This is a genomic window from Gordonia sp. 852002-10350_SCH5691597, assembly GCF_001665715.1.
Taxonomy (GTDB): domain Bacteria; phylum Actinomycetota; class Actinomycetes; order Mycobacteriales; family Mycobacteriaceae; genus Gordonia; species Gordonia sputi.
This window is the reverse complement of sequence record NZ_LZMO01000264.1, coordinates 67,012-93,862: the sequence shown is the minus strand read 5'-3', so window position 1 is coordinate 93,862 and position 26,851 is coordinate 67,012. Positions and strand designations below refer to the sequence as shown.

The window sequence follows — 26,851 nt, the reverse complement described above, 5'->3', positions numbered from 1 at the left end:
ATAAGAGACAGGGTAGCAACCAGCCGAGGCCCTCGTTGGTCAGTGGTGGTCGGTCCGCTCAGACGGGCAGACGGCTCGTGCTCGTTCGACGTAGATCCGAGAACGTCTGGATCGACGTCGAGATCGCGGTGGCGATGGGACGGCTGTTGACGTCCTCGGTCTTCGACACCATGACGACGTTGTCGATGTAGGGCTGGATCGTGCTGGTGTTCTGCACCGTTGCGACGATGATCAACTGGAAGCCGAACTTGCGGAACGCCGCGAGTGCCTGCTGCGCGAACTGCGGGTCGGACTTCGAGAACGCCTCGTCGAGCATCAACTGCGCGAAGATGGGACGGTTTCCCTTGCCGTGCGGACTCGCCAGGTTGAAGCTCAGCGCGCCTGCCAGACAGAACGCCATCAACTTCTCTTGCTCACCACCCGAGTTGTCGCCCGCGTTGCTGTACGTGCGGATGGTCTCGCCGGTCTCGGCGTCGCGTTCCTCGCAGTAGAAGTCGAACCGGTTACGCACGTCGAGTGCGTCTCGCGTCCACTGACGGTCTTCGGGCGTTGCGCCGGCGAGTCGTTCACGCAGAAGCAGTATGTCGGCGTACTGCTCGAGGATGGCCTCCTCGTCGCCGAATCCGACGGCTGCGGTTCGCGACGAGATCTGCCGCGCCTTGTCGGTCAGTTCGGCGACTGCCGCGAGAGTCTTGCGACCGGGGCAGAGCCGTAGGCGGGTTCCGCGGTTGAAGGCCACCGAGCCAAGCCCGGAGTTGACCCGCTCGATCTGCTCGACGATCCGTCGCTCCTCGGCCTCGGCCGCCATGTGCAGACTCAGGATCGCGCCCGGCGCCTGCTCGGTGATGAGTCGTCGCATACGCTCGTAGGCGGCAGGCAGCTCGCGCTCGTCGATGCGGCGGCACAGCGCGACATAGTCGTGGACGCGCTCGTCGAAATCGTCGCTGTCGTTCGGGATCGCGTCCGGGAACTCCTTGTCGTAGGCGTCGAGGACGCGACCCAATTCGTCGCGCGAACGTCGAGTGTCGGCGCGCGTCCGATCACGCTCGCGCCCAACGGCTTTGAGTAGATCCTGGCGGAACGGATCCGGTGCGAGCACGTCGAGCACCGCCGCGGACTCCTCGCGGAAGCGATCGAGCGTCGCCTCCGCGTGGGCAGAGACGGGTTCGATCTTCAACCTGTCGACCAGGTCGAGTAGTTGAGTACGACGCTTGTCGTGGGTGGCGATCTTGTCCCGCACGAGTGCGGCCTGCGAAATGGCGGCGCGGACCTGCTCCCAGATGTCCTCGGCCTTGCGTTGCAGCGCCTCGGTGTCGGGATTCTCCTCCATGAGGAGCTCGTACTGTTCGGTGAGCGCGTCGACGCGGTCGTCAGCGGTATCGAGGTCGATCTCGTTCCACGCGGCGAACTGTTCGCAGACCCGTCGGTAGGCGTCGCGTCGCTGCTCCTTGGCTGTGCGCTCTCGGTCGAGTTCGGCACTGCGAGCTCGCGCCTGCTCGTACAGCTCGTTCTCGGACTCGAGTTCTTCTTGCAGCGCAGCGATTTTCGCGCTCACGTTTCCGACGAAGATGTACTGGGACGGACGCAACTGCTGACGGTCGTCCTTGATGGCAAGCTTCGCCGAGTCCTTGCGAAGACCACGGTCGGTCACGGCCTTGGTGTGTGCGACGAAATCCGCGGTGGAATCGACGCACACGTAATTGCCGAGTTTGGCAAGGATCGTGAGGGCCTCGTTGGTGCACGGGTGGTCGGGTTCGGCCGCCCGGAGCGTCGCCCCGAGCGTGCCCGGCTCCACCATCGGCGCGGGACGCGTCTCTGCGTGGTGGAGCTGAATCCGCCCGCGCATGTCGTGCTCGTTGACGAACTTGAGGGCAGCCGCAAAGTGATTGTCCGGCACCAGGAGTCGCAGCCCGGCGTTACGCAGCACCTTCTCGACCGCCAGCCGCCACCTCTCAGCAGAGGGTTCGAGCTCGACGAGTTCGGCGACATACCGCAGTTCGGACTCGTCGAGTTGGAGTGCATTGGCGATGATTCGACGCATCTCGTGTTCGGCGCGAGGCAGCGCGGAACCGGCGTGGCGCACGCGCTCGAGTTCGTCACGGGCAGCGTCGCGTTGGGAGCGCGCAGCGACCTCGGTGGCGAGAGTCTCGGCGAAATGTGGCTTGCCCGCCTCGAGTTGACCGTCGAGTCGGGTGGCCTCCTCCATCAGGTGCTCGCGTAACTCCCAGAACGCCTCACCGTCTTCCGGAATGTCGAATCCGAGCGCGGAGATCTTGTGTTCATAGGTGGCGCGACGGATCGACGCCTCGTTGCTCGCCTTCTGCGCCGTCGAGAGTTGTTCCTGCAGCGGCGCGAGATCGCCTGTCGACGTTGCGATCCGACCGAGAAGGTGGCTGTGATCCCGGCGGAGTTGATCGTGCTGCGAGTTGAGTGCGGCGAGGTCGGAATCGAGGCGGGCGATTTGATCGTCGAGGTCGGCGATCTCGGGTTCGGCATTGTGCAGCCGCAGGTTGGTGACGTATGAGCGGACGACCTCGGGCTCGATGGTGTCGAGAACCGTGAAGGTCGCCGACTCCGCCGCATAGCGTTCCTGCATCGCCTCGACGTTGTCGAGGATGGTGCGCTTGCGCCGGGATACGTCGAGGAGTTCACGCGCCTCGACCAGTGGATCGATCTGCTCGAGTGCGTCGGAGATGCCTGCGATGCTCGTGGGTTCGTCGAGCATGAACTCGCGTACGAACTGTGCGAGTCCGCCAACGCTCTTGAGCGACTTGGCCTTTCCGAGCAACTGCTGTGCGGCATCCGAGCCGCGGATACCGATCAACGAGTACAGGGTCGACAGATACTTGCCCTCTCCCGGACCGCCCTGCCAGCCGCGGTCGCGGAACCGGGCGGCGCTGTAGCCATTCGCGGCCCACTCGTTGCAGGCGTCGACGATGTCGACGTCACCGTCGTGGATGAAGTGCGCGCTATGGGCATCGGTGAGTTTGCCTGCGCCAAGCCACTTCAGCACCAGTCCGGTGATGGCTGTGCCCGACGTCGAGGTGTAGGTGACGGCGATCGCCGCCCAGGCTGGGCCGCTTCCGCGGAGATACATGATCTCGCGGTGTGCTCCTGTTGCGTCGCGACGCTCGCCCCACGCACCACGCACGTACTTGCCGACGGTGCGTCGACCGCCGGACGAACCGGCCGCGGTGGTATCGCCAGAAGCATTGAAGTTGCGACGGTGATCCGGCAGGAAGGCCAGCGAAATCGCGTCCAGCAGTGACGATTTACCACTGCCTGACGAGCCCGTGATGAGTGCGCCGCCCGGGCTGAACCCGATGGAGTGGTAGCCGTCGAAGACTCCCCAGTTGATGAGCTGCAACCGGGACAGGTAGTACTGCTCGTCCCCCTCGCCGCGATCGGGCGTGCTCCGCTGATCGAGCGTTTGCCGCTGATCGAGCGTGTCCCGCTGATCGAGCCTGTCGAGATCACTCACCACTCGTCTCCTTCGTCGTCGGAGTATTCGTCGGTGGAATCCGACTGGTCGGCGGGCGTCGAGTTGCCTTCTGCGCCCGCCGAATCGGCGTCGACGGCGAGATCGTCACCGGTGTCGCCCGCGCCGATGAACTGCTCGAACTGATGCTGTAGGTCGGTGATCACCGAGGCGGTCATCACCGCGGTGATCACCGGGCTGACGGTGAACGTGTCGGGATCGTCGCGGTGTCTGCGTAAGAAGTCGAGCTCTTCGAGCTTGTCTATCGCGTGCTCGATCCGCTTGTCGAACAACGCGAGGTCGCGGTCGATCGTGTTGGTCACGCCCGCGAACATCTCGTGGATCTCCTCACGGGTGATGATCGCTGTCTCCTCGCGCGACGAACGCAGGAACTTGGCGAGGTGCAGGGCGAGGATAGCGTCGTAGGTCTGGATGGTCTCGCGCTTGAGAATCTTTCTGCCCCAACGTGACTCGTATCCGGCCTGCTCGACGAATGCCACCTGGAGCTCGTCGACAAGGCGCAGTCGGAGGTCGAGCTCCGACAGGCGGCTGCGCAGCACATCCTGATACTCGGTGACCCACGCCCACAATTGTGGGTTGCGGTCACCACTGACATGCCTGCGCGTGAGGAGATTCTGCAACGCCCAGCATGCGCGATCGGGCATCGCAGAGACATCACCGTCGAATCGGGGCGCGCCTGGTCCGTCGATCCTCCCGTGTGTCGCCGCGGTCGGCAGATCGTCGTATCCGGCGAACTCGTCGACGGGCGTGCCTGCGGAGACAGCGGCGTCCGTAGATGCTTCGGGAGTGTTCGGATCGGTGGTGTCGGTGCTGGTCATCAGGCGTCGGCTTCCGTGCTGAGAATCGAATCGGTATCGCTGTACTGGGACGGGATGGGCTCGCTGAACATCAGCGTCGGCACTTCGATCGCGCGGTCCTCGCCCTCCAGCGACCGGAACCGCACAAACGACGACCCCTCCCCAGGCTCGCGCTGCATTTCCCGAGGCTGGCGCTGTGCTTCCTGAGGCTGGCGCTGTGCTTCCCGAGGCTGGCGCTGTGCTTCCCGAGGCTGGCGCAGGGCCCACGACCACAACACGATGACATGCGTGAGGTACGGCTCGTCGAGCGCGGCGATCGCGTCGCTCAACGACAGCGGTCCCGCGGTCAGCTTGTCGTTCACCACGTCGGCGAGTTCCACCGTGTCGACCTGCCCCGCGAGAGATGCGAATGATGCCAGGTTGGTGCGTCCGTCGGCGGGTCGTGCCTGCTCCGGCGGTGCCGGATTGCGGATTTCGAACGCGAGCCGACCGATGGATGTCACCTGCGGCGTTGCGACCGGCAGCTCGTAGCCGAGACGACGATCGGCGAGTGAATCCTTGAGCAACTCGTTGGCGGTGGCCAGTGCGTCGTTGAGCTGTCGGGCAACGCCACGGCTCTGCTCGAGAGTTCCTGATGCGACGAACCGTCGGATTCGACGGGCACAACGCTGCCTGATCCGCCCGACCTCAGCCATCTGCTCACTGACCAACGGGAAGAAGTTCTCCATCACTGCGCGCAGTCCGGTGTCGATACTCGGCAGCCTGTCGACGACGAGCTCGATGTCGGAGATGAGGCGGGCGCGCTGCACCGGATCCTGGATCATCTGGGTGAAGGCGTGATAGGACGCGCTTTGGGATGACTCGAGGAGGGACTCGTAGTCGTCGAACATCTGTCGCTGTCGATCGCGGTAGGCGAGGTCGGAGTCGTGCGGGTCGTCGAGCAGTGCTGTGGTGATGCGATCGAGCATCGCGCCGTACTGGCCGATGTCGGTGATGATCTGCTCCATCTGGTAGGCGATCGCCCGAGCCTCGTCCTCAGCTCCCCGCAGGTCGAATGGTCGACGGCGTCCCTCGTTGAGTTCGACGAGTTCGGCGTCGAGTTCGTCGATCTGGCTCTCGATGTCTTCGCGAATTCGTTCCGGATCGTCGGTCACCTGAGTCGCGACCCGGTGCAGACCGGCGGCTACGCCCATGATGGACCCGCCGGTGGCGACGCTGTCCTCGCGCCGCAACCGACGCATGTACGCGATCACCGAGCGCGCCTCAGTGCTCAGGAAGCACACGTTGGGCGCCGACGGCGATGCCGCATCGGTGACGCGGTGCAGCCACCCCTGCTTGGCCCACGACTTGATGAGATCGAGGCCGGCGGGCTGGTCGGAGGTGCCGAGTGCGGCGATGTCGCGGTCGAGGCGAATCGCTAGCTCTGACTCGGAGTGGCGAATTCCGAAATCGAGATGACGCTCCATCAGCGTGACGTACATCGCGGAGTTCGAGGCCGCGAACAGTCGGACAGCTGCGGACCGCTGGATCGAGCGGTTCGCCTCGAACGTGTCGGTCAGCGTCAGAGCCCCATCCACGGCAGAGTTCACCATCGTCACCTCACGGTTGCACCTCGTTCACGGACCGCGGTCGAGTCTGCCATGGCCGGTCGGCCCTACCGCGAGCGCACCTCAGTGGCAGAGAACACGCTGTCAGCGAGACGCGACCCAGTTCATTTCGCGAGCACGTGCGGCACGGGTTTGGCTGACGGAATAGGGTTGACGCTGGACGCGCACACCCGCGCGTGGCCAGCGGTTGCGACACACGACCCAATTGTGTCGGGCGACCGCACTCGAGAGCGAAGGCAGGTTATGAGCGACAAGCAACCGACCATCATCTACACCCTGACCGACGAGGCGCCGATGCTGGCGACCTACGCCTTTCTGCCCGTTATCCGGGCGTTCGCCGACTCCGCCGACATCAACGTCGAGACTTCCGACATCTCCGTTGCGTCGCGCATCCTGTCCGAATTCCCCGACTATCTGACTGACGAGCAGAAGGTCGGCGACCACCTCGGCGAACTGGGACGTCTCACCCAGGACCCGGACACCAACATCATCAAACTTCCCAACATCAGCGCCTCGGTCCCGCAGTTGCTTGCTGCGATCAAGGAACTGCAGGCCAAGGGATACGCCATTCCCGACTATCCGGGCAATCCGAAGACCGACGAAGAGAAGGAGATCCGCGACCGGTATACGAAGTGCCTCGGTAGTGCTGTCAATCCTGTACTGCGAGAAGGTAATTCGGATCGTCGCGCACCCAAGGCGGTTAAGGAGTATGCCCGCAAGCATCCACATTCGATGGGCGAATGGTCGATGGCGTCGCGTACCCACGTCGCCCACATGCGTGAAGGCGACTTCTACCACGGCGAGAAGTCGATGACGGTCGAGGGCGACCGCACGGTGAAAATGGAACTGGTCACCGCCGACGGCGAGTCCATCGTCCTCAAGCCCGAGGTCAAGCTTCTCGACGGCGACGTCGTCGACAGCATGTACATGAGCAAGAAGGCGCTGATCGAGTTCTACGAAAAGGAGATGGAGGACGCCTACAAGACGGGCGTCATGTTCTCGCTTCACGTCAAGGCGACGATGATGCGGGTCAGCCACCCGATCGTGTTCGGTCACGCGGTGCGCACCTTCTACAAGGAGGCGTTCGCCAAGCATGGCGACCTCTTCGACGAACTCGGCGTGAACGTCAACAACGGGCTGTCGGATCTGTACGCCAAGATCGAATCGCTGCCGGCGTCGAAGAAAGAAGAGATCATCGACGACCTGCACAAGTGCCACGAACACCGGCCGGAGCTCGCCATGGTCGACTCCGCTCGGGGCATCTCCAACTTCCACTCTCCCAGCGATGTGATCGTCGATGCGTCGATGCCCGCGATGATCCGCGCCGGCGGCAAGATGTATGGCGCCGATGGTCGGCCCAAGGACACCAAGGCGGTCAACCCGGAGTCGACGTTCTCGCGGATCTATCAGGAGATGGTCAACTTCTGTAAGACCAATGGGCAGTTCGATCCGACGACGATGGGCACAGTGCCCAACGTCGGACTGATGGCCCAGAAGGCCGAGGAGTACGGCTCGCACGACAAGACCTTCGAGATCCCGGCCGACGGTGTCGCGAACTTCGTCGACCTCGACACCGGGGAGATCCTGCTGTCGCAGAACGTCGAGGAGGGCGATATCTGGCGCATGTGCATCGTGCGCGACGCGCCGATTCGCGACTGGGTGAAGCTGGCCGTGACGCGTGCGCGTGAGTCGGGCATGCCGGTGGTCTTCTGGCTCGACCCCTACCGCCCCCACGAGAACGAGCTGATCACCAAGGTCAACACCTACCTGAAGGATCACGACACCGAGGGCCTCGACATCCAGATCATGTCGCAGGTGCGTGCCATCCGCTACACGATGGAACGCCTGATCCGCGGCCTCGACACGATCTCGGCCACCGGCAACATCCTGCGCGATTACCTGACCGACTTGTTCCCGATCCTCGAGCTCGGCACCAGCGCCAAGATGCTGTCGATCGTCCCGCTGATGGCCGGCGGCGGTCTGTACGAGACAGGCGCGGGCGGTTCTGCCCCGAAGCACGTCAAGCAGCTCCTCGAGGAGAACCATCTCCGGTGGGATTCACTTGGTGAGTTCCTGGCGCTTGCGGTCAGCCTCGAGGATCTGGGCAAGAAGAACGACAACCCGAAGGCCAAGGTGCTCGCCAAGACACTCGACGCCGCGACGGGACGACTGCTCGAGAACAACAAGGGTCCGTCGCGCAACACGGGCGAACTCGACAACCGTGGCAGCCAGTTCTATCTCGCGATGTACTGGGCGCAAGAGCTGGCCAAACAGACCGATGACGAGGAATTGGCCAAGCATTTTGAGCCGCTGGCGAAGACGCTTGCCGAAAACGAGGATGCGATCGTGGCCGAGCTGAACAAGGCGCAGGGCGAAGCCGTCGACATCGGCGGCTACTACGCCCCGGATTCGGACAAGTTGGCTGAGGTCATGCGTCCGAGCGCGACGTTCAACGAGGCGCTCGACTCCGTTCGCGGCTGACGCGCGGTACGACGACGAAACTGGCTCCCGATCTGACACAGATCGGGAGCCTTTCGTATGTGCGGGCTTCTGCGTGTGTGCGGACCGAAAGTCCCGTTCGTCGGGCTGTCGGGTGCACTAGCGTGAATTCCGGGGTTGGGGTTCACGCTGAGCAAGCTCGATTCGGCCAAAGGAGGCCCACGTGAGTGACCACGAAGTCCGCATGATCGTTCTGTCGACGGATGATCTCGACGATTCCATCAAGTTCTACAGCGAGACCTTGGGCATGGCGCTCAAGTTTCGTGACGGAGCGCATTTCGCCGCTCTCGACGGCGGGTCGTTGACGCTCGCGCTCGCCACAGACGTCGACCATCCGATACCGGGCAAGGTGGTGGTCGGTATCAAGACCGATGACGTCGACGGTGACGCGAAAGCTGTCGAGGAAAGCGGTGGCGCCATCATCAAGGGCCCCTACGACGACGCGCACGAGCGTCGAGCAGTCGTTTACGACAACAAGGGCAACGGACTGGTCTTCTACAGCCCGCTCAAGCGCTGAGGTCGCGCGGCACCCGAGTCGTGGTCGGGTGGCCGCACCAGCGTCGACCCCACGACAACTTTTGTTCACATATCGCAACGACCATGTCCGAGTTCAGTGAAACGACGGATATGGGGAGAATGCGGATGCGACGACATCGGTACATGGCGGTCACGGCTCTGGCGTGCGCGACGACGGTGATGGCGGCGTGCGGCGGTGACGGAAGCAACGATGCGGCCGGACCACTGTTGAATCCCGTTGCCAAGGGCAAGCTTTCGGACCATGGCGGGGCGACGAGGGCCGGCGACGACCGCAGTTCGCTCATCGCCGACTCCATCCGAAACTCCGGGGCCAAGAACGTCATCCTGCTGATCGGTGACGGCATGGGAGATTCCGAGATCACCGTTGCTCGCGACTACGCGCGGGGCGCGGGCGGCGCCTTCAGTGGGATCGACGCCTTGCCGCTGACGGGTCAGTACACGCACTACTCGCTCGACAAGGACGGAAAGCCCACCTACGTCACCGATTCGGCGGCGAGCGGTTCGGCGTGGTCGACCGGCACGAAGACGTACAACGGGGCGATCTCCGTCGACATCGAGGGCCGCTCCCAGCAGACGCTGCTCGAACTCGCCAAGAAGGCAGGCAAGGCGACCGGTGATGTCACCACCGCTGAGATCCAGGACGCCACACCCGCGGTGCAGGTCGCGCACGTCACCAATCGCAAATGCTATGGGCCCGAAGAGACATCCGAGAAGTGTCCGACCGACGCCTTGGAGAAGGGTGGCAAGGGTTCGATCACCGAGCAGTTGCTGGGAACGCGAGCCGACGTCGTGCTCGGTGGTGGCGCCAAATCATTCCAGCAAACCGCCACCGCAGGCGAATACCAGGGCAAGACGCTCGAGGTCCAGGCGAAAGCGCGGGGCTACCGGATGGTGCGCAGCGCCGACGAACTCAACGGGGTGACGATGGCCAACCAGGACTCCCCCGTCCTCGGACTCTTCGCCGACGGCAACATGCCCGTCCGCTGGAACGGACCTGTCGCGACCAAGGGCGGTTACCTCGAACCAGCCGCGACGTGCACCGACAACCCTGAACGTGGCGCATCCACTCCGAAGCTCGCCGACATGACGAAGAAGTCCATCGACCTCCTGAAGGGCAACGACAAGGGTTTCTTCCTGCAGGTCGAGGGCGCGTCGATCGACAAGCAGGATCACGCCGCTAACCCGTGCGGTCAGATCGGCGAGACCGTCGATCTCGACGAGGCGACGAAGGTGGCGCTCGACTACGCCAAGGACAACCGCGACACACTGGTGATCGTCACCGCCGATCACGCACACAGCAGTCAGATCGTCGAGTCGGTGACTGCCGAGGACGTACAGAAGGGCGCCGACGACGCGAAGCTGCCCCTGCAGGTGGAGAAGGACGCCATCTATCCGGGACTCACCCGCGTGTTGACCGGCAAGGACGGCCAGCCGCTCACGGTGTCCTACGGAACGTCGGACAATCTGGACGCGATGGATCAGGGCCACACGGGCACGCAGGTGCGGATCGCCGCGTACGGACCGAGCGCGGCAAACGTCGTCGGCTTGACCGATCAGACCGATCTGTTCTTCACCATCTCTCGCGCACTGGGACTCCAGGCTTCGTGACGTCGACGGTGTGGTCGGGTGCGGCTCACGGTCAGGGGTCGGCCGTTCGGTAGCGTGACGGCCGTGAACATCCGTCGTTTCCTGCTGCCCGTAGCCGTTGCCTCGTTGACGATCGGACTCGCCGCGTGCGGCTCCGATTCCGATTCAGACTCGGCTGCATCGACGTCGACCTCGTCCACGTCGACGCCGTCGTGTCCGTCTGCGGCACCGGCCGCGGATGCCAAGCCGGACTGGACCCTTCGTGGCACGACGGGAAGTGTCGACGTCGTCGCCTCGACCTCGACGACGGCACCGGCAGTCACGGTGACCACTCCGTTCGCGGTCGACCAGACGCAGGTTCACACCCTGCGGGAGGGCAGCGGCGAGGTTGTCCCCGACACGGCCACCGTCAGTGTCTGTTACGTAGGCGTCAATGGTCGTGACGGCAAGCAGTTCGATACCAGCTATTCAGGGGGCACTCCCGCTCAGTTCCCGCTCGGTCAGGTTGTCGTCGGTTTCAAGAAGGCCATCGCGGGTCAGAAGGTGGGTTCGTCGGTTGCGGTCGCGATGAACCCTGAGGATGGGTACCCGAATGGCAATCCCGCCGCGGGCATCAACAAGGGTGACACCCTGGTCTTCGAGCTGACGATCGTCTCGATCGACGGGTAAGGAGTCACGCGGTTTCGTCCGCGAGCACACGGAGCGCGAGCGCCGTCTTGCTGGCCAACGGGCTTGCCTGACAGCCCAGATCCTGAAGGCCGCGTCGCAGATCGCTCGCGACGGCCACGGCCCGCGCTGCGACGTTGTGCGACGATTCTCCCTCGCGGACATCGATGTACGTGGAGACCCCGACGACGTCGAGGTGGTCGGACAACCACCTCTCCACCCGAACGTGTCGGACGTCGCGAATCGACGTGTTCCATACCTGCGAGGTGATCGGCCCACGGATCACGAGGTGATCGATCGGTGTCCCCGACGACGCGCAGGCAACCAGAAACCGACGCTGCGCAGTGTCGAGGAGATGGGTGGGGTCGGCGCCGCCGTTGATCGCCGCAGACATACTGCCGGCGGGATGACGGGCACACGCCGATGCTCTGAGCTTGCGGTTGCTACCGCACCATTGATCGGAGATCCGGTATTCGAACTGGTCATGATCGAACGGGCCGGCCCAATCGCCGGTGAGCCGATCGCTGCACTCCGGATGCATGGTGACCGTGAGGTCGTCGAAGACGCCCGTGCGCATCCTGATTGCGACTCTGCTGTCGTACAGGGGGGTCGGAACGTCGGCCGACGCATCGCGTGACTCTGCGAACCAGAACTGTCTGTGCTGCGAATCGGCGACACGACGACCGAGTGCCGAGGCCGCGTCGTCGACTTCCGTCTCGATATTGAACGTGATGCCGATCGGGACGATCACAAATCACCTGCCACTCTCCCGTTGTGCACGACATCGTCGATCGCGCCGATTGGACCTTCGCCGGATGCGTGCACCGACTGGACTTCCAGCCTTCGTGAAAGATCCGCGGGCTGCACGAGTACCTGGGTACTCGAAATCAGCGTGTGCGTACTGAGGTAGCGCGGTACGCATGCACCACAGGGCGGGCGTCGGGGATACTGATCGGGTCACGATCTTCCCAGGGCAGTCGGCACGGGTACGGAAGAGGAATCGGTGGTCGATCAGAGAAGTACCGTTGAGCGGGTCTTGGCTGTGACTGCGGAGACCGTCGACCGGGTGGTCGGTTGGTCGCATTTGCCCAAACCGCTGGCGTTGGCCGTGCTGGTCGGCATCCGCAGCCAGCTGCGCGCGCTGAACCTCGTCGACACCGATCCCGATCCCGTCCCGCCGCTTGATCCGCCGTTGAAGGCGTCTGACCACTGCAAACGCACGATCGACGGACGTTTCGACAACCTCGCCCAACCCGATATGGGATCTGTCGGTGCCCGTTTCGGACGTAACGTGCCGCTGGAGGCGACCTGGCCCGAGCGCGGGGCGAGGTTTCATGAACCGAGCCCGCGTGTGGTCAGTGAGAAGCTGCTCGCGCGCACCGAATTCCAGCCCGCAGACACTCTCAATCTGCTTGCGGCCGCGTGGATCCAGTTTCAGGTCCACGATTGGGTGAGTCACCTCACCCCACCTGATTCGGAGCCGTGGCTCATCGATATCGACGCCGACGACCAGTGGCCACACTCCCGGCCGATGCGGGTTCCACGCACGCCCGCCCTCGACGGTCCGGCCGACGTCCCGCCGACATATGCGAACCGAGACACCCATTGGTGGGACGCGTCGCAGATCTACGGCGACACGGAGGAGTACGCGGTCGCGATCCGCGACCACGATGCCGAGGGCAATCTGCTTGCCACCATCGAACTCGCCGAGGACGGACTCCCCACCCTGGCGGCAGAGCAATTGCTGGATGCGAACGGACCCAAGGCGAATTCGTGGCTGGGACTCGCGCTGATGCAGTCGTTGTTCCTGAGGGAACACAATGCGATATGTCGACGACTGACGGTCGCATACCCCGACCTCGAGAAGGATCAAGATCGGCTGTACAACGTTGCGCGACTGGTCAACTCGGCGTTGATGGCCAAGATACACACCGTCGACTGGACGCCTGCGATCATCGCGCACCCCACAACCGTGACGGGCATGCATGCGAATTGGTACGGAATACTCGGTGAGAACTTCACCACGAAGTTCGGTCGACTCGTCGACAACGAGATCCTCTTCGGAATCCCAGGTGGCAGAACCGATCTCGACGGGGTTCCCTTCTCGTTGACCGAGGAGTTCGTCGCGGTCTACCGCATGCATCCGCTGTTACCCGACCAGCTCGATGTGCGCAGTCTCGCCACCGGTCAGACCCGCCGCTCCTACCGGCTCGACGAGCTTCTCGCCGACCACGTGCATGAACGAATGGCCGATTGGTCAATGGACGATCTGCTGTATTCGTTCGGCAGGGCCTTTCCCGGGGCTTTGACCCTTCACAACTTCCCGGCCGCTCTACGTGACCTCGCGCGGCCGACCGGCGAGGCGATCGACCTCGCCACCGTTGACGTCCTGCGCAGCAGAGAACGAGGAGTCCCCCGCTACAACGAGTTCCGGCGACATTTCCGACTCCGGCCCGCGAAGAGCTTCAGCGATCTGACGGACAATGCCGAGTGGGCGAAGCAACTCGAGCGGATCTACCCCGACATCGACGACGTCGATCTGATGATCGGTCTCTACGCAGAACGCAAACCTCGAGGCTTCGGATTCTCCGACACCGCTTTTCGCGTCTTCATCTTGATGGCATCACGCAGGATCGCCGCTGATCGATTCCTGACGACAGACTTCACCCCAGACGTCTACACCGAAGCGGGGATGGCGTGGATCCGCGACAACACGATGCGCACTGTTCTGCTCCGCCACTTCCCCACGCTCACCCCGGTGCTCACAAAGGTCACCAACCCATTCGCACCGTGGCCCTCGACCTGACGCGCCGAAAGGACTCTGACAATGAGCCGTGAATACGTGTTGTGGGAGCCAGAGATGGAGGACACCCCGCCTGGCGAGGCGGAAGTGGTGGCGAAGATGGTGCAGATCCTGCACACGAACAACGAGCACGCCTACGCCAAGTACAAGCGCGGCGTCCGGGACGCACACGCCAAGACCCACGCCGTACTACGCGGTGAACTCGAAGTTCACGCCGATCTGCCAGAAGAGCTCGCCCAGGGATTGTTCGCGGAACCACGGACGTACCCGATCATCGCTCGCTTGTCGAGCACGTCGGGAGCCATCCGTACCGACCAGATGAGAGGCGTCCGCGGCCTCGGCATCAAGGTCATCGGCGTCGATCCGACCGCCGAGCGCGCATTACCCGACGACACCGCCGTCACCCAGGACTTCATCATGGTGACCCATCGAGAGTTCTTGTTCGCGAATGCGAAGGACTATCTCATCAAGGGTATGCCGACCGCAGTGCTGCTCGCCCGTGTCTCCGATCCCGTCCTCGGGTTCGGCGAACGGTTGTTGGCGGCGCTCGACTCCCGGATTCTGACCAAGATCGGGCATCCGCTTCCGGAGACCCTGCGGGTTTTCATCAAGGAGAACACGCACATTCTCGGCGACACCTTCTATACGTCGGCTCCGCTGCGCTACGGAAAACATGTCGCGAAAATGCTGTACGCGCCCTCGTCCGCTGAGGTGTGCGCGCTGGCAGGCCAGCCGACGCCTGACTATCGTGGCGTGAACGCGCTTCAGGACATGACGGTCGATTTCTTCGGCTCGCACTCGGCTGAATATGAACTGCGCGTGCAACTGTGTACGAATATCGACCGAATGCCGATTGACGATGCCACGCAACCGTGGTCAGAAGAAGAGTCGCCGCATCGAACCGTTGCGACGATCAGATTTCTGACTCAGGATCCCTACACGCCTGCGCGACGCGCATACGGTGACGACGTCCTCTCGTTCAATTCCTGGCGCGGACTGAAGGCGCATACCCCGCTCGGATCCATTAATCGCCTCAAACGCGACGTGTACGACGCGTCGAGTCGATTCCGACATCAGAAGAACAATGCTCCGATGTGCGAGCCGACGAGTGAGGCCGACCTCCCCGAGTGAGTTTCCTTACTCGAACCTTCACGACTCAATTTCTGGCAAATCGCCCTATACTGCTCAACCATGGAAGGGCGCTGGCAACTCCTCGGCCGGCCCGCCGAGCAACAGTTCATCCGCTCCGCGCTCTTGCGATCTGGGGATCGCTGTGGAGTGGTGGTGGTCGGACCCGCGGGTGTCGGCAAGACCACGCTCGCCAGGATGGTCACCGATTCTCTCGGTAGGTCTGTCCGCTGGGCGGCGTGTACGGAGTCGTCGCGCGCCATCCCCCTGGGCGCCTTCGCGCCGTGGGTCGCTCCCACCGCGTCGCGCGACCCGATCGCGGCGCTGGTCTCCGCGCGCGAGACGCTCGTCGCTGAACCGGGGACGGTCATCGGAATCGACGACGCTCACATGCTCGATCAGCTCTCGGCGACGCTGCTGCACCAGATCGCCATTGATCGCAGCGCCCGCATCATCGCGACGGTGCGCACAGGAGAACCGGTGCCTGATGCGGTGACCTCGCTGTGGAAGGACGGCTACCTCCACCGGCTCGAACTGCAGAACCTCACCAAAGAGCAGTGCGCTGAACTGGTCGAACGTGTCCTCGGCGGCTCGTTGGAGGGGTTGAGCGCCGACGTCATCTGGGACTCGTCCGGCGGAAATCCGCTGTTCCTGCGGAACATGATCGAGGGCGCTATCGAATCCGATGCGTTGTCGGAGGTGTCTGGCGTCTGGCAACTGCGAGGCCCGACGGCTGTTCCCTCCGGCCTGGTGGCATTGCTCGACGACCGTCTCGACCGTGCGGGGCCGCAAGTTGTCGATGCGCTCAAGGTGTTGTCGCTCTACGAGCCCATCGACATCGACCTCCTGATCGGGCTGGTCGGCGAGGAGCCCGTCGACGAGGCCGAGACCATCGGGCTGATCAAGACCACTCGCGACGGCAACACGACCAATGTCCGGTTCGCCCACCCGCTCTACGGTGACGTGGTTCGCCGACGTATCAGCACCATTGCGGCTCGACGACTGCGCGCCGAACTCGTCGACGCGTTGCGCGACCACGCAACCGATACCGCTGCCGAGCGCATCCGGCTCGCACAGTTGAGCGTCGACGCACATCGCGACGTCGACACGAGCCTGCTGATCGCTGCGGCGAAAGATGCGATCTTCCTGGCGAATCTCCCGCTCGGCGAGCGTCTGGCCCGCGTCGCCTACGAACACGACGGCAGTCTGACCGCCGGAGAGCTGCTGTCCCGCGCGATCATGTGGCAGGGGCGGGTCGTCGAAGCCGACGCCGTCTTCACCGAGTTCGACCCCGAGTCGTTCAACGAGTTCGAGCTCGTGGTGTGGGCGGTATCGCGCATGAGCCTGATCTTCTGGATGCTCGGCGACGTCGACGAAAGTCATCGCATGCTCGAACTGCTCAACGAGAAGGTCGAGCATCCGACGTTACGACTCGTCGTCGACGCGGTTGCCGCGGCGATGGCCGTCCACGAGAACCGGATCGACGAGGGAATCGCGCTCGCCGAGCACGTCCTCGAAAGTTCCAACGCACCCTCGCAGGCGATCGACTTCGCAGCCTTCGGTGCGGGGCTGGCCATGTCCATCGCCGGGCGTGGACGTGACTACGCCCCCTACGCCGAGCGCACCCGTGCGAAGAAGAAGGCGACGGACGGGATGATCAGCGTCATGGTCCGTTACTGCGACGTCCTGGCGCTCACGATGGTCGGCGACCTCAAGGAGGCGCGAAACCGCGCCACCGAGTACACGCAGTTCTCCTCCTCGGGTCAGTTCCTCGGATGGGCGATCGCCAAGATCGCGGCAGGTGTTGCGGCGACGTACAGCGGTTCGTTTCGTGAGGCGATCAGCGAGTTCGAACAGGCACTGGCCGCTCTCAACGCCAAACAACCACTCCCGTGGCGCCTGCCCGGCCGGTTGATTCTGGTACGGGCGTACGCGGCGCTCAACGACGTCGACGAAGCCGAACGGGTACTCCGGGACGCAGATGAGCACCGCGGCCCGCACCTGGCGATCCACGACTCGCAGAGGGTGCTCGCGCAAGCCTGGATCTCTGCGGCGCAGGGCGCCGAACGCGCGGCGATCGACCACGCGCATGACGCGGCCGCGATCGCTCACGACTCCGGCCAACTCGCACTCGAGGCCGAGTCCCTTCACCACGCGACTCGTTTCGGCGACAAGACCACAGCTCCGCGTCTCGCGGAGCTCGCGACACTCATTCAGGGAGACCTGGGCCACGTCTACGCACGGCACGCAGCGGCCCTCGCTGCGAGCGATCCAGATGAATTGGCCGCGGCCTCACACGATTTCGAGGATGCCGGACTCCTGCTGTCGGCGGCCGATGCCGCGGCACAGGCGGCACAGTTGTACGACCGTGCGAAAAGACGCGGAGACGCCACGGCCTGCTCAGCCAGAGTCCTCGCGTTGTCGAAAGCGTGCGATGGAGCGACAACGCCCGCGATCCGGGCGACGGCACGACCGCTGCCGATCACGGCTAGGGAGCGCGAGATCGCGGTTCTCATCGGTCGCGGCCTGACCAATCGCGAAATCGCCGAACGCCTGACCGTCTCGGTTCGAACTGTCGAGGGTCACATCTACCGCGCCTGCATCAAGCTCGACGTCGCCGACCGCGACTCGTTGGCGGGCGTCGTCAACGACGCCCAGGTCGGGTGAGATACAGGGCGGGTGAGTACGGGGCGGCTGAGATGCTGAGACTTCGAATCGCCGCGCTCGTGTGGGTTCAGTTCTTCACATAGTCGGCGAGATGCTGTGCCGTGAGTGTCGAACCTGCTGAGACGAGATCGGCCGGGGTGCCCTCGAACACCACTCGGCCACCGTCGTGACCGGCGCCGGGACCGAGGTCGACGATCCAATCGGCATGCGCCATCACCGCCTGGTGATGCTCGATCACGATCACCGATCTGCCACCGTCGACAAGGCTGTCGAGTAGTCCGAGGAGTTGCTCGACGTCGGCAAGATGCAGGCCCGACGTCGGCTCGTCCAGAACGAAGATCCCGCCCTTGTCGCCGAGGTGCGTCGCAAGTTTGAGCCGTTGTCGTTCTCCGCCGGATAGCGTCGTGAGCGGTTGCCCTATCGTCAGGTAGCCGAGTCCGACGTTGGCGAGCCGCTTCAGGATCTTCTGCGCGGCAGCGACTTTCGACTCACCCGCGGAGAAGAACTCGAGTGCCGCGTCGACCGACATGTGGAGGACCTCGGAGATGTCCCGTCCGCCGAACAAGTAGTCGAGCACTTCTGGTTGGAATCGCTTGCCCTCGCACACCTCGCAGGTGACGGCGACCCCGGCCATGATCGCGAGATCGGTGTAGATGACGCCCGCGCCCTTACAGTTCGGACACGCACCCTCCGAATTCGCGCTGAACAGCGCAGGTTTCACTCCGTTTGCCTTTGCGAATGCCTTTCGGATCGGCTCGAGGAGGCCGGTGTACGTGGCCGGGCTGCTACGCCGCGAACCCTTGATCGCGGATTGATCGACGGTGATCACGTCGTCGCGGCCCGACAGCGATCCGTCGACAAGAGAGCTCTTCCCGGAGCCGGCTACGCCCGTGACCACACACAGGACGCCGAGCGGGAAGTCGACGTCGACGTCCTTCAGGTTATGCGAACTCGCCGCGCGGATCTCCAACGCTCCGTTGGGTTCCCGCACCTGCGTCTTCAGGGTGGCGCGGTCGTCGAGGTGGCGTCCGGTCAGCGTGTCGCTTGCGCGCAGGCCGTCCACCGAGCCTTCGAAGACGACGTTGCCGCCGCCGGTACCCGCGCGTGGTCCGAGGTCGACGATGTGGTCGGCGATGGCAATGACCTCGGGTTTGTGTTCGACGACCAGCACCGTATTGCCCTTGTCCCGCAGTTGCAGGAGAAGCCGATTCATACGGTCGATGTCGTGTGGATGCAGCCCGACCGTCGGCTCGTCGAAGACGTAGGTGATGTCGGTCAGCGCCGACCCGAGATGGCGAATCATCTTGGTACGCTGCGCCTCTCCACCCGACAGCGTCCCGGACGGGCGGTCGAGCGAGAGATATCCGAGACCGATGTCGACGAACGAATCGAGCGTGGCGCGCAGGGATTCGAGCAGCGGTGCGAGTGTCGGCTCGTCGAGCGAGCCGACCCAGTCGGCGAGATCGGTGATCTGCATCGCGCACGCATCGGCGATGCTGACACCGCCGATCGTCGAACTTCGTGCCTTCTCCGACAGTCGCGTCCCCTGGCAGTCCGGACAGATCGAGAAGGTGATCGCCCTGTCGACGAATGCCCGTATGTGGGGTTGCAGCGCGTCTTTGTCCTTGGCCAGGAACGACTTTCCGATCTTGGTGATGAGGCCCTCGTAGGTGACGTTGATGCCGTCGATCCTGATGCGTGTCGGTTCCTTGTACAGCAGGGCGTCGAGTTGGCGGGCAGTGAACTTGTCGATCGGTGTGTCCGGATCGAAGAAGCCGCAGCCGCGGAAGATGCGCCCGTACCACCCATCCATGCTGTAGCCGGGGATCGTGATCGCGCCTTCGTTGATGGACTTGGAGGCGTCATAGAGCGCAGTCAGGTCGAAATCCGAGATCGATCCCCTGCCCTCACATCGAGGGCACATTCCGCCGACGACCTCGAAAGTCCGCTGCTCCTTGACTTTTCGGCCCGCCTTCTCTGTCGTGACGGAGCCCCCGCCACTGACAGAAGCGACGTTGAACGAGAACGCCTGCGCCGAACCGATGTGTGGAGTCCCGAGTCGGCTGAAGAGGATGCGGAGCATCGCGTTCGCGTCCGTCGCCGTTCCGACAGTCGAGCGCGGGTCGGTACCGAGACGCTCCTGGTCGACGATGATTGCGGTCGTCAGTCCGTCGAGGACGTCGACATCCGGCCGATTCAACGAAGGCAGAATCCCTGAACGAATGCGCTGTAGGTCTCGTTGATCAATCTTTGCGACTCGGCGGCCACCGTGCCGAAGACGAGTGAACTCTTGCCGGAACCGGACACGCCGGTGAAGACGGTGAGGCGTCGCTTGGGAAGGACGACGGTCACGTCGTTGAGATTGTTGACCCGTGCGCCGACGACGCGGATCTCGTCGTGACGATCGGCGGCCGGCGGTGCTGACGAACTCATGTCTGGGTCATCCCTCTCGACGACGTGATGTTGCGGTCGGTCTCGTGCGTGTTGGTCTCATGCGTGTTGGTCTGGGGGGTATCGGACTCGAGAGTATTGGTCTCGGGAGCACTGGACTCGCAAGTGTTGGTCAGCGTCGTCCAGAGCGGGACGACGCACACCGAGATGATCTCGTCGATGGTCTCCTCCGACATGCCGCCGGTGATGAAGATCTCGTGTCGGGCGAGATCGAAGGGCAGCGTTGCGGCGCGGGGCGGAAGCGGGTGCGGTCCGAGTTCGCCACGTGCGCGAGCGCGTTCGAGCACAGGAGCCATCACGTCGTCGACGTGGCTGGTGATCAGTCCGATGACCGCATTGGTGGAACCCTCGGGCAAGTCGGCGAGCAGCGAGCGGATCGTCCGGGGGCCCAGCTCGGCCAGCCTCACCCGCATTCGGGCAAGGATCGCCTGTAGGTCGCCTGCGAGCGATCCGGTGTCCGGGACAGTCAGAACCTCGCGGGCGACGTCGACCATCGCCGCCATCGCCATCTCGACCTTCGTGTCCCAGCGTCGATACAGGACGGTCTTGCTTGTTCCGGCGGCGGCCGCGATCCCCTCGTAGGTGAGCGCGGCGTATCCGCGTTCGGCGATCTCGGCTCGGACGGCTTCAAGGATGTCTGCTTCGAGTTCTGTGCCACGGCGACGTCTGGTCACACCCAATCCTTTCGACACGTTGCGTATCTTATCCGATCGTTCTACTCTCCTAAGAAACGTACCGTATCTAATTTGAAGGAGGCGCGATGAGTGCCGACGAGCCCACGACGACGTCTGGTGCGACGACCCGCACCGACATCGCTGCACACGTCCAGGCGAAAAAGGGACCACCGCCGGTCGTGAAAGTGTTGGCCGTCGTCATCGGCACCGCGGTTCTGTTGTCGGTGATGGTCACGATGTTCGCGCTTCCCGCTGCGCGGTCGGCCCCCCATCACGTTCCGATCGGGGTCGTCGGGTCTGAGCAGGTGATCGGTCAGGTCGATCGCCTGACCGGCGACTCGTTCGATGTGACGACGTACTCCGGCGAGGCGGCCGCGCGCGACGCGATAGAGACGCGCGCGATCTACGGCGCGTTGGTCGTCAAGCCCGGAGCGGACCTGACCGTGCTGATCGCCAGCGCGGCGAGTCCCACCGTGGCAACGATGATCGAGACAATGGGACAACGGGTCGCCGACGCCACTCACGCACAGACTCGCGTCGTCGACGTGCGTAGCTTTCCGTCCAAGGATCCGCGCGGTGCCGGATTGGCGGCCGGTGCGCTCCCCCTGGCGCTCGGCGGCTGGATCAGTGCGATGGTGATCATGCTCGTGATCAGCTCGGCGGGTGGTCGGATGATCGCGGCGCTGGGCGTGTCGGTCGTCGGTGGCTTCGCGCTGATCGCGATTCTGCAGTTCCTGGTCGGCACGTTCGACGGGAACTACTGGCTGACATCGCTGGCGGCCATGCTCGGTATCGCGGCCACCTGCTTTGCGGTACTCGGACTTCGCGAAGCGCTCGGGGGCGCGGGTCTGGTCATAGCGGCCATTGCACTGATCCTCCTGGGGAACCCACTGTCGGGACTCTCGAGCGCCCCCGAACTGCTACCCACTCCGTGGGGTGCGATCGGCCAGCTCCTGCCGCCGGGCGCAACGGGATCGCTGCTGCGAGATGTGGTGTTCTTCCACGGCAATGCCATCGCACACCCGCTCATCGTGCTCGGCTGCTGGCTTCTCGGAGGTCTGGTCCTCTACGGCCTGGGACTCGCGCGCGAGCGGCGTCGGCACGTCGCAGATGTGGATGTCGTCGAGTTCGGCTACCGCGAGACCGTCGATGCGTAGTCAGTCGATTCGTGGTCGGGGATGCGATTGCGGCAACAGCTCCCGAAAGTGAGTGAACAGTTGTACTCTGTTTGTCGTGACCGACAACATCGCGCCGAACGAACTGGCGGCGCTGGCGCAGCTGGGGTGCAGTGAACTCGCCGGCGCCATTCGCGGCGTTGCGAAAGTGCATCACGCGGTAACCGATCGTGTGTTCGCGGTGACCGATCGACTCGGCGGCTCGTCGAGTCGATCGGCTCATCTGCTTCACGACGCGGTGGCTGACACGACCTACAATTCGGTCTCCGCCGTGCTGGATGCCATTTCTGAGGTGGGTGCCGTGCTCCCCGAGCCGCGCCATTCTCCATCGGAAGGCTCGCGCGGCGCACAGGTTGTCGCCGTTCTCGATGGACTCATCGGCGACTCGCTCGCCGATCAGCGGTCGCCGTTGGCGCAGCCGATGTCGATCCGGGTCGGTGGTGCGACTGTGGCGGTCGAGGCCGAAGCGCTCCGTGCGGCTTTCCCTGAGGCCAGGGGGCACGTCGTCGTATTTCTGCACGGACTCATGGAGTCCGAGTTTGCGTGGTGCAGAGGTCGTCGTCCGACCTACGGTGAGCGGCTCGCCGCCGACATCGACGCGACCGAGGTGCGGCTGCGTTTCAACACCGGACGCCATATCAGCGACAACGGGCGCGAACTCGCTGTGCTACTCAACGATCTGACGCTCCAGTGGCCGGTGCCCGTGACGCGACTGACCCTCGTCGGGCACTCGATGGGCGGGTTGATTATCCGAAGTGCATGCCACAGCGCTGCCACCGAGAACGCCTATTGGTGCGGATTGGTCACGGAGACAGTCGGTCTCGGAACGCCGCATTTCGGAGCTCCGCTGGCTCGTACCGTGCATTTCGCAACAGGGGCGCTGCGGTCCGTTTCGGTCACCGCCCCGTTCGGAAACCTTCTCGCACGACGCAGCGCGGGCGTGCGCGATCTCTTCCACGGAACCCTTGTCGACGACGACTGGAGTGGCCGGGACCCGGACGCCTTCCGGCAGAATCCCGCCGCCGCGATACCGCTGCTACCGCACGCGCGGCACCTGTTCGTCACCGCATCGCTGACGCGCGATCCCAACCATCCGCTCGGCAGGCTGATCGGTGACGGGTTGGTTCTGACGCCCAGCGGTCGTGGTGAAAGTCGTGCTCGCAGCGTCGGATTCGATATCGACCACGGGCTGCATCTGGGTGGGGCCAGCCATTTCACCCTGCTCAACGACGACGCTGTCTACCGTTGGCTTCTCGAGCACCTGAGACCCCGACGCGCACTGCCGCCCGGGCGCGGCCAAAACGCCGCGAAGTGGAGCGTCGCCTGACACCATCCCTCTATGGGGAGACGAGCGTCGTTGGTGGTGATCACCGCCGCGTACATCGTTGCCCTGGTGGTTGCGCTGCTGTGGCTGACATGGGGACCTAGCGTCGGACAACTGTGGGCGGACACGCTCATTGCCGACATACTCGCCACGCTCGTCATCTTCGCGGTGAGTCGGTCGGTCGGAAATTCGAGTTGCTACGACGCCTACTGGAGTGTCATCCCGGTATTTCTCGCCCTGTTCTGGTGGGTCGAGGGCGATGCCATACATGGTGGCTCCCAAGCGAAGTGGCGGTGCGCCCTCCTCGGCGTCGTTCTCGTGGTCTGGGCCGTGCGGCTGACGGAGAACTGGGTCAGGTCGTTTCCCGGGCTGGTCCACGAGGATTGGCGTTACGAGCTGCTGCGGGGACGTGCCGGAAAGTTCTCCTTCCTCGCCGACCTCTTCGCCATTCACCTCATCCCTACGTTGCAAGTCTTCCTCGCGATGATCCCGGCGTACGTCGCGCTCACCCGAGCCGACGCCGGGCTGATGTGGTTGAGCGTCATCGCGTTCGTCGTCGGACTCGCAGCAATCACCCTGGAATCGGTCGCCGACCGACAGTTGCGACTGTTCCGCCAGTCGAGCGAGCCCGGTCAGACCGTCGACATCGGCCTCTGGGCGTGGTCGCGGCACCCGAACTACCTCGGCGAGTTCTTGTTCTGGGTGTCGATCCTGCTGTTCGGTATCGCCGCAGCCCCTGCTGACGCATGGTGGTTGTGGATCGGTGCGGGCGCGATGTTGGCCATGTTCCTCGGGGCGAGCATTCCGATGATGGAAGAGCGCAGTCTTGAACGGCGCCCGGCCTACGCCGACGTCATCGCGCGTGTGCCAAAATTTCTGCCGCTTCCCCGGCTCAGTTCCCGGACCGCCGACGGTGCGGGGCGACCCGGGTGAGTGCAGCAGTGCCGCTCGCCCACAACCGGGGGACGCGGAGTGTCGTCGTCGCAGGTATGGGCGATTCCGGCGTGCTCACCGCGATGCACCTCGCCCGCCGCAGCAGCGTCGTCGGAGTCTCGATGCGGCCCGCGCTGGTGAGCGGCCAGGAAGTCGGGCTGGATCGCCTACCCGGAGCGGTGGGCTCGCGACTATCGCGTCGAGTTCGGTCGGATGCGTCGACTCGATCCGGTGGACATCCGTCATGGTGAGATCATCGACCTCGATCACGATCGTCGAACGCTGCGCCTGCGCACGCCGTCGGGAACGGTTGAGGCAATCACCTACGACGCGCTCGTCATCGCGACGGGCGTCGCCAACGGATTCTGGCGCCAGCCAGTCCTCGAAGACGGCGACGACGTCGACATCGGTCTACACGGCGTGCACGAGCGCTTGGCGCACTCTCAGACCATAGCGATAGTCGGTGGGGGTGCCGCGGCATGCAGTTCTGCCGCCCAACTGCGTCGACGCTGGCCTCAGAAGGAGGTCGCTCTCTACCATCCCGGTGAGCTACCCCTCCCCCGACACCACGACCGCACACGCCGAAAGGTCTCACGACGACTGGAGTCGTCGGGCGTCGACCGACAGGGCGGACATCGGGCGGTGCTACCACCCGATACCGAGCTCGGAGCCATCGGCGCCGGGTCGATCCACTGGAGCACCGGACAAGCGGCAGTCGACGCGGACGCGATCATCTGGGCGGTCGGTCGGGTATCACCGAACACGACGTGGCTCCCCTCGGACATGCTGACGGACCGCGGGTTCGTTCGCGTCGACGATGATCTCGGCGTGCCCGGATACCGGGGCGTGTTCGCCGTAGGGGATGTCGCCGACACCGATCCGCTGCGCGGCTCGGCTCGCAACCGCGCCGACCGCCTGGTGGCGCGCAACGTCCTCGCCTACCTCGACGGCCGCGGGACTCGCCGATACCATCCGGCGCAGCACCGGTGGGGGTCGGTGTTCGGGCCCAGCGACGACGGGTTGGACGTGTTCTCCCCCAACGGAATCCGCTTCCGATTCCCACGATGGACCGTCGACACGGTACTGCAGCCGCTGATCGTGCGGCGCGGCATCTACGGTGGCGTGCGGCGGAGCGGTGGCGTGCGGCGGGGCTTTGTCAGTGCGCAGCGTCGTGGTCGAGAGTGACTCTGACCCGCACCGATCCCTTGCTGTCCTTCGATGCGACGGCGTGACCCGTCCGGTTCTCGCCGTCGAGGGTCACGCTGATCGGTGCGCCGTCGCCGGTGAAGTTGCGCCACCACGTCTTTCGGTCGGGCATGGCGACGCCGATCGTGACCGTGTCGCCCGATCGCACATAGTTCACCGGAAAGGTGACGTGCTTACCGGACTTGCGGCCCGTGTACGACACAGTGGTGAATGCACGGCCGAGCAGGCCGTCGAGTCCGGGGATGCGCAGGAGTGGGAGGACGACCGTCCTGTTGACCGCGCCTGCCACCCGCTGAAACCGGTTGGGCCCGTCGGACTGGCTCGTCTGGTTCACGACGTCTCCTTCGCTGTGACTGATCGAGCAGGTTCGATGATCAAGGTCCGGGTGGCGAGAGCCGGAGACCGCACTGTTGCCACCCGGGTATCGGGTTTGCGGCCGGTGCGAACCTGCGAGACCGTAAACCCCGCACTAGCCAGCCGCGTCTGTGATGCTTCGATATCGGTTGTCGCCCAAGCGATCCCCCACAGTGCGATCGGCGGGGCCAGCAGGTTGCGTCCGGTCGTTTCGAGACCGTTGGGGGTGACAAGGACTTCGACGATGAGGTCGTCTGCGCGGAAGAACAATTGGCGCAGTCCCTCGTCGACGTGCCTGTCGAGACGAAAGTCGAGGCCGAGAGTGGAACCGAACAGCGCCACCGCGTGGTCACGGCCGGCAGCCTGGAACACGAGATGGTCGATGCCGGAGATGTCGCCCGCGCTGAGCGTCGCGTGGGGCCGGGGTTTGCGGTACTCGGTCACCCCGACCGGAAGTCCATCGACGTGGATTGTTGCGGTTTCGCGGTGGTGGGCGTCGAGTCCCCGTCGTTCCAGCAGTGTCTGCCACGACGACGCGTCTGCGACGTCGAACAACACGCGGTGCCCGAGCTGACTGCGGTCGAATCGCAGCGTCGCGTTCGACGTGGCGTACTCGTCTGCGCTGTCGTCGCGCGCGAGAAGACGTCGGTATGCGTCGATGGTCGCGGTGAGATCGTCAACAGCCAATTCGACTACGGTCACGAGCGTTTACGCCTGCGCCGCTTGTCCGGAATCTCCACTGCCCTGCTAGTGAGATGCCAAGAGCCGCAGACACATTCATAGGAACGCAGCGTCGGGCCCGAACGTCCGGCCGCACGGATCCGGGTCACCGCGGCGTCGACCTCGTGCACGTCACGGTAGGCGTCCTTCTCCGGTGTCGGACAGGCCGCCGTGGGAGACGACCCACTCTGCGAAGAACGTGTCTGGGACGACCGAGAGGGCGA

At 64.2% G+C, this 26,851-nt stretch carries 17 protein-coding genes and 2 pseudogenes; 11 read left to right on the top strand and 8 right to left on the bottom strand.

Annotated elements, in window-relative coordinates:
- Positions 1 to 58: 58 nt before the first annotated feature.
- From A5777_RS20130 to A5777_RS20120, 3 genes are all read right to left on the bottom strand, one after another.
- A complete protein-coding gene (locus A5777_RS20130) occupies positions 59 to 3,376 on the bottom strand; it encodes an ATP-binding protein (RefSeq protein ID WP_064864040.1) in 3,318 nt (1,105 codons plus the stop codon).
- Positions 3,377 to 3,477: 101 nt separating this feature from the next.
- Positions 3,478 to 4,317, bottom strand: coding sequence for a DUF4194 domain-containing protein (locus tag A5777_RS20125; protein ID WP_064864012.1), 840 nt, complete (start codon positions 4,315 to 4,317; stop codon positions 3,478 to 3,480).
- The gene (locus A5777_RS20120) at positions 4,317 to 5,888 is read right to left on the bottom strand and encodes a DUF3375 domain-containing protein (protein WP_064864038.1); all 1,572 of its coding nucleotides are present in this window, start codon (positions 5,886 to 5,888) and stop codon (positions 4,317 to 4,319) included. Before A5777_RS20120 ends, A5777_RS20125 begins: the two co-directional genes overlap by 1 nt.
- A 258-nt stretch (positions 5,889 to 6,146) precedes the next feature.
- Here A5777_RS20120 and A5777_RS20115 point away from each other — a divergent pair, with 258 nt between their 5' ends.
- From A5777_RS20115 to A5777_RS20100, 4 genes are all read left to right on the top strand, one after another.
- Positions 6,147 to 8,384, top strand: coding sequence for an NADP-dependent isocitrate dehydrogenase (locus A5777_RS20115; protein WP_005203021.1), 2,238 nt, complete (start codon positions 6,147 to 6,149; stop codon positions 8,382 to 8,384).
- 181 nt (positions 8,385 to 8,565) lie between these two features.
- Entirely contained in the window at positions 8,566 to 8,919 is a 354-nt protein-coding gene (locus A5777_RS20110; protein WP_005203020.1) for a VOC family protein, read from the top strand.
- Positions 8,920 to 9,044: 125 nt separating this feature from the next.
- Positions 9,045 to 10,547: an alkaline phosphatase gene (gene phoA / locus A5777_RS20105; protein WP_156529436.1), complete on the top strand. Its 1,503-nt coding sequence runs from the start codon at positions 9,045 to 9,047 to the stop codon at positions 10,545 to 10,547.
- A gap of 111 nt (positions 10,548 to 10,658) precedes the next feature.
- Complete coding sequence (locus A5777_RS20100) at positions 10,659 to 11,195, top strand: FKBP-type peptidyl-prolyl cis-trans isomerase (protein ID WP_064864036.1); 537 nt, start codon at positions 10,659 to 10,661, stop codon at positions 11,193 to 11,195.
- A 4-nt stretch (positions 11,196 to 11,199) separates the two neighbouring features.
- Here A5777_RS20100 and A5777_RS20095 read toward each other — a convergent pair whose 3' ends face one another.
- Positions 11,200 to 11,943: a hypothetical protein gene (locus tag A5777_RS20095; RefSeq protein ID WP_064864008.1), complete on the bottom strand. Its 744-nt coding sequence runs from the start codon at positions 11,941 to 11,943 to the stop codon at positions 11,200 to 11,202.
- Between the two features lie 252 nt (positions 11,944 to 12,195).
- Here A5777_RS20095 and A5777_RS20090 point away from each other — a divergent pair, with 252 nt between their 5' ends.
- From A5777_RS20090 to A5777_RS20080, 3 genes are read left to right on the top strand one after another with little or no spacing between them, the layout of a single operon-like run.
- Entirely contained in the window at positions 12,196 to 13,998 is a 1,803-nt protein-coding gene (locus A5777_RS20090; RefSeq protein ID WP_064864005.1) for a peroxidase family protein, read from the top strand.
- Between the two features lie 21 nt (positions 13,999 to 14,019).
- The gene (locus A5777_RS20085; protein ID WP_064864003.1) at positions 14,020 to 15,126 is read left to right on the top strand and encodes a catalase family protein; all 1,107 of its coding nucleotides are present in this window, start codon (positions 14,020 to 14,022) and stop codon (positions 15,124 to 15,126) included.
- A 60-nt stretch (positions 15,127 to 15,186) separates the two neighbouring features.
- On the top strand, positions 15,187 to 17,790 hold the full coding sequence (locus A5777_RS20080; protein WP_064864001.1) for a LuxR C-terminal-related transcriptional regulator: 2,604 nt from the start codon (positions 15,187 to 15,189) through the stop codon (positions 17,788 to 17,790).
- A 67-nt stretch (positions 17,791 to 17,857) separates the two neighbouring features.
- Here the strand turns inward: A5777_RS20080 and A5777_RS20075 are convergent.
- Positions 17,858 to 20,223, bottom strand: a pseudogene (locus A5777_RS20075) (ATP-binding cassette domain-containing protein).
- Positions 20,220 to 20,915: a TetR/AcrR family transcriptional regulator gene (locus A5777_RS20070; protein WP_064863998.1), complete on the bottom strand. Its 696-nt coding sequence runs from the start codon at positions 20,913 to 20,915 to the stop codon at positions 20,220 to 20,222. Before A5777_RS20070 ends, A5777_RS20075 begins: the two are co-directional and overlap by 4 nt.
- Before the next feature lie 86 nt (positions 20,916 to 21,001).
- On the opposite strand from A5777_RS20070, the gene A5777_RS20065 reads away from it, so the two are divergent.
- From A5777_RS20065 to A5777_RS20050, 4 genes and pseudogenes are all read left to right on the top strand, one after another.
- Positions 21,002 to 22,072, top strand: coding sequence for a hypothetical protein (locus A5777_RS20065; protein WP_082933768.1), 1,071 nt, complete (start codon positions 21,002 to 21,004; stop codon positions 22,070 to 22,072).
- 76 nt (positions 22,073 to 22,148) lie between these two features.
- Positions 22,149 to 23,417 (top strand): esterase/lipase family protein, encoded by a 1,269-nt coding sequence (locus A5777_RS20060; RefSeq protein ID WP_231894649.1) that lies wholly within the window; start codon positions 22,149 to 22,151, stop codon positions 23,415 to 23,417.
- A gap of 12 nt (positions 23,418 to 23,429) precedes the next feature.
- Positions 23,430 to 24,347 carry a DUF1295 domain-containing protein gene (locus A5777_RS20055; RefSeq protein ID WP_064863994.1) on the top strand — a complete coding sequence of 306 codons (918 nt, stop codon included), beginning with the start codon at positions 23,430 to 23,432 and terminating at the stop codon, positions 24,345 to 24,347.
- A gap of 56 nt (positions 24,348 to 24,403) precedes the next feature.
- Positions 24,404 to 25,532: pseudogene (locus A5777_RS20050) on the top strand (FAD-dependent oxidoreductase).
- Here A5777_RS20050 and A5777_RS20045 read toward each other — a convergent pair.
- Positions 25,504 to 25,887 carry a hypothetical protein gene (locus tag A5777_RS20045; protein ID WP_082933767.1) on the bottom strand — a complete coding sequence of 128 codons (384 nt, stop codon included), beginning with the start codon at positions 25,885 to 25,887 and terminating at the stop codon, positions 25,504 to 25,506. The pseudogene A5777_RS20050 and the gene A5777_RS20045 sit on opposite strands and share 29 nt — an antisense overlap.
- The gene (locus A5777_RS20040) at positions 25,884 to 26,594 is read right to left on the bottom strand and encodes a VOC family protein (protein ID WP_231895129.1); all 711 of its coding nucleotides are present in this window, start codon (positions 26,592 to 26,594) and stop codon (positions 25,884 to 25,886) included. Before A5777_RS20040 ends, A5777_RS20045 begins: the two co-directional genes overlap by 4 nt.
- Positions 26,595 to 26,851 lie beyond the last annotated feature (257 nt).

Excerpts from the sequence above, each read along its gene's own strand:
- A5777_RS20125 (WP_064864012.1), bottom strand. The coding sequence starts at position 4,317 with ATGACCAGCACCGACACCACCGATCCGAACACTCCCGAAGCATCTACG.
- A5777_RS20120 (WP_064864038.1), bottom strand. The coding sequence starts at position 5,888 with ATGGTGAACTCTGCCGTGGATGGGGCTCTGACGCTGACCGACACGTTC.
- A5777_RS20115 (WP_005203021.1), top strand. The coding sequence starts at position 6,147 with ATGAGCGACAAGCAACCGACCATCATCTACACCCTGACCGACGAGGCG.
- phoA (WP_156529436.1), top strand. The coding sequence starts at position 9,045 with ATGCGACGACATCGGTACATGGCGGTCACGGCTCTGGCGTGCGCGACG.
- A5777_RS20085 (WP_064864003.1), top strand. The coding sequence starts at position 14,020 with ATGAGCCGTGAATACGTGTTGTGGGAGCCAGAGATGGAGGACACCCCG.
- A5777_RS20080 (WP_064864001.1), top strand. The coding sequence starts at position 15,187 with ATGGAAGGGCGCTGGCAACTCCTCGGCCGGCCCGCCGAGCAACAGTTC.
- A5777_RS20065 (WP_082933768.1), top strand. The coding sequence starts at position 21,002 with ATGAGTGCCGACGAGCCCACGACGACGTCTGGTGCGACGACCCGCACC.
- A5777_RS20055 (WP_064863994.1), top strand. The coding sequence starts at position 23,430 with ATGGGGAGACGAGCGTCGTTGGTGGTGATCACCGCCGCGTACATCGTT.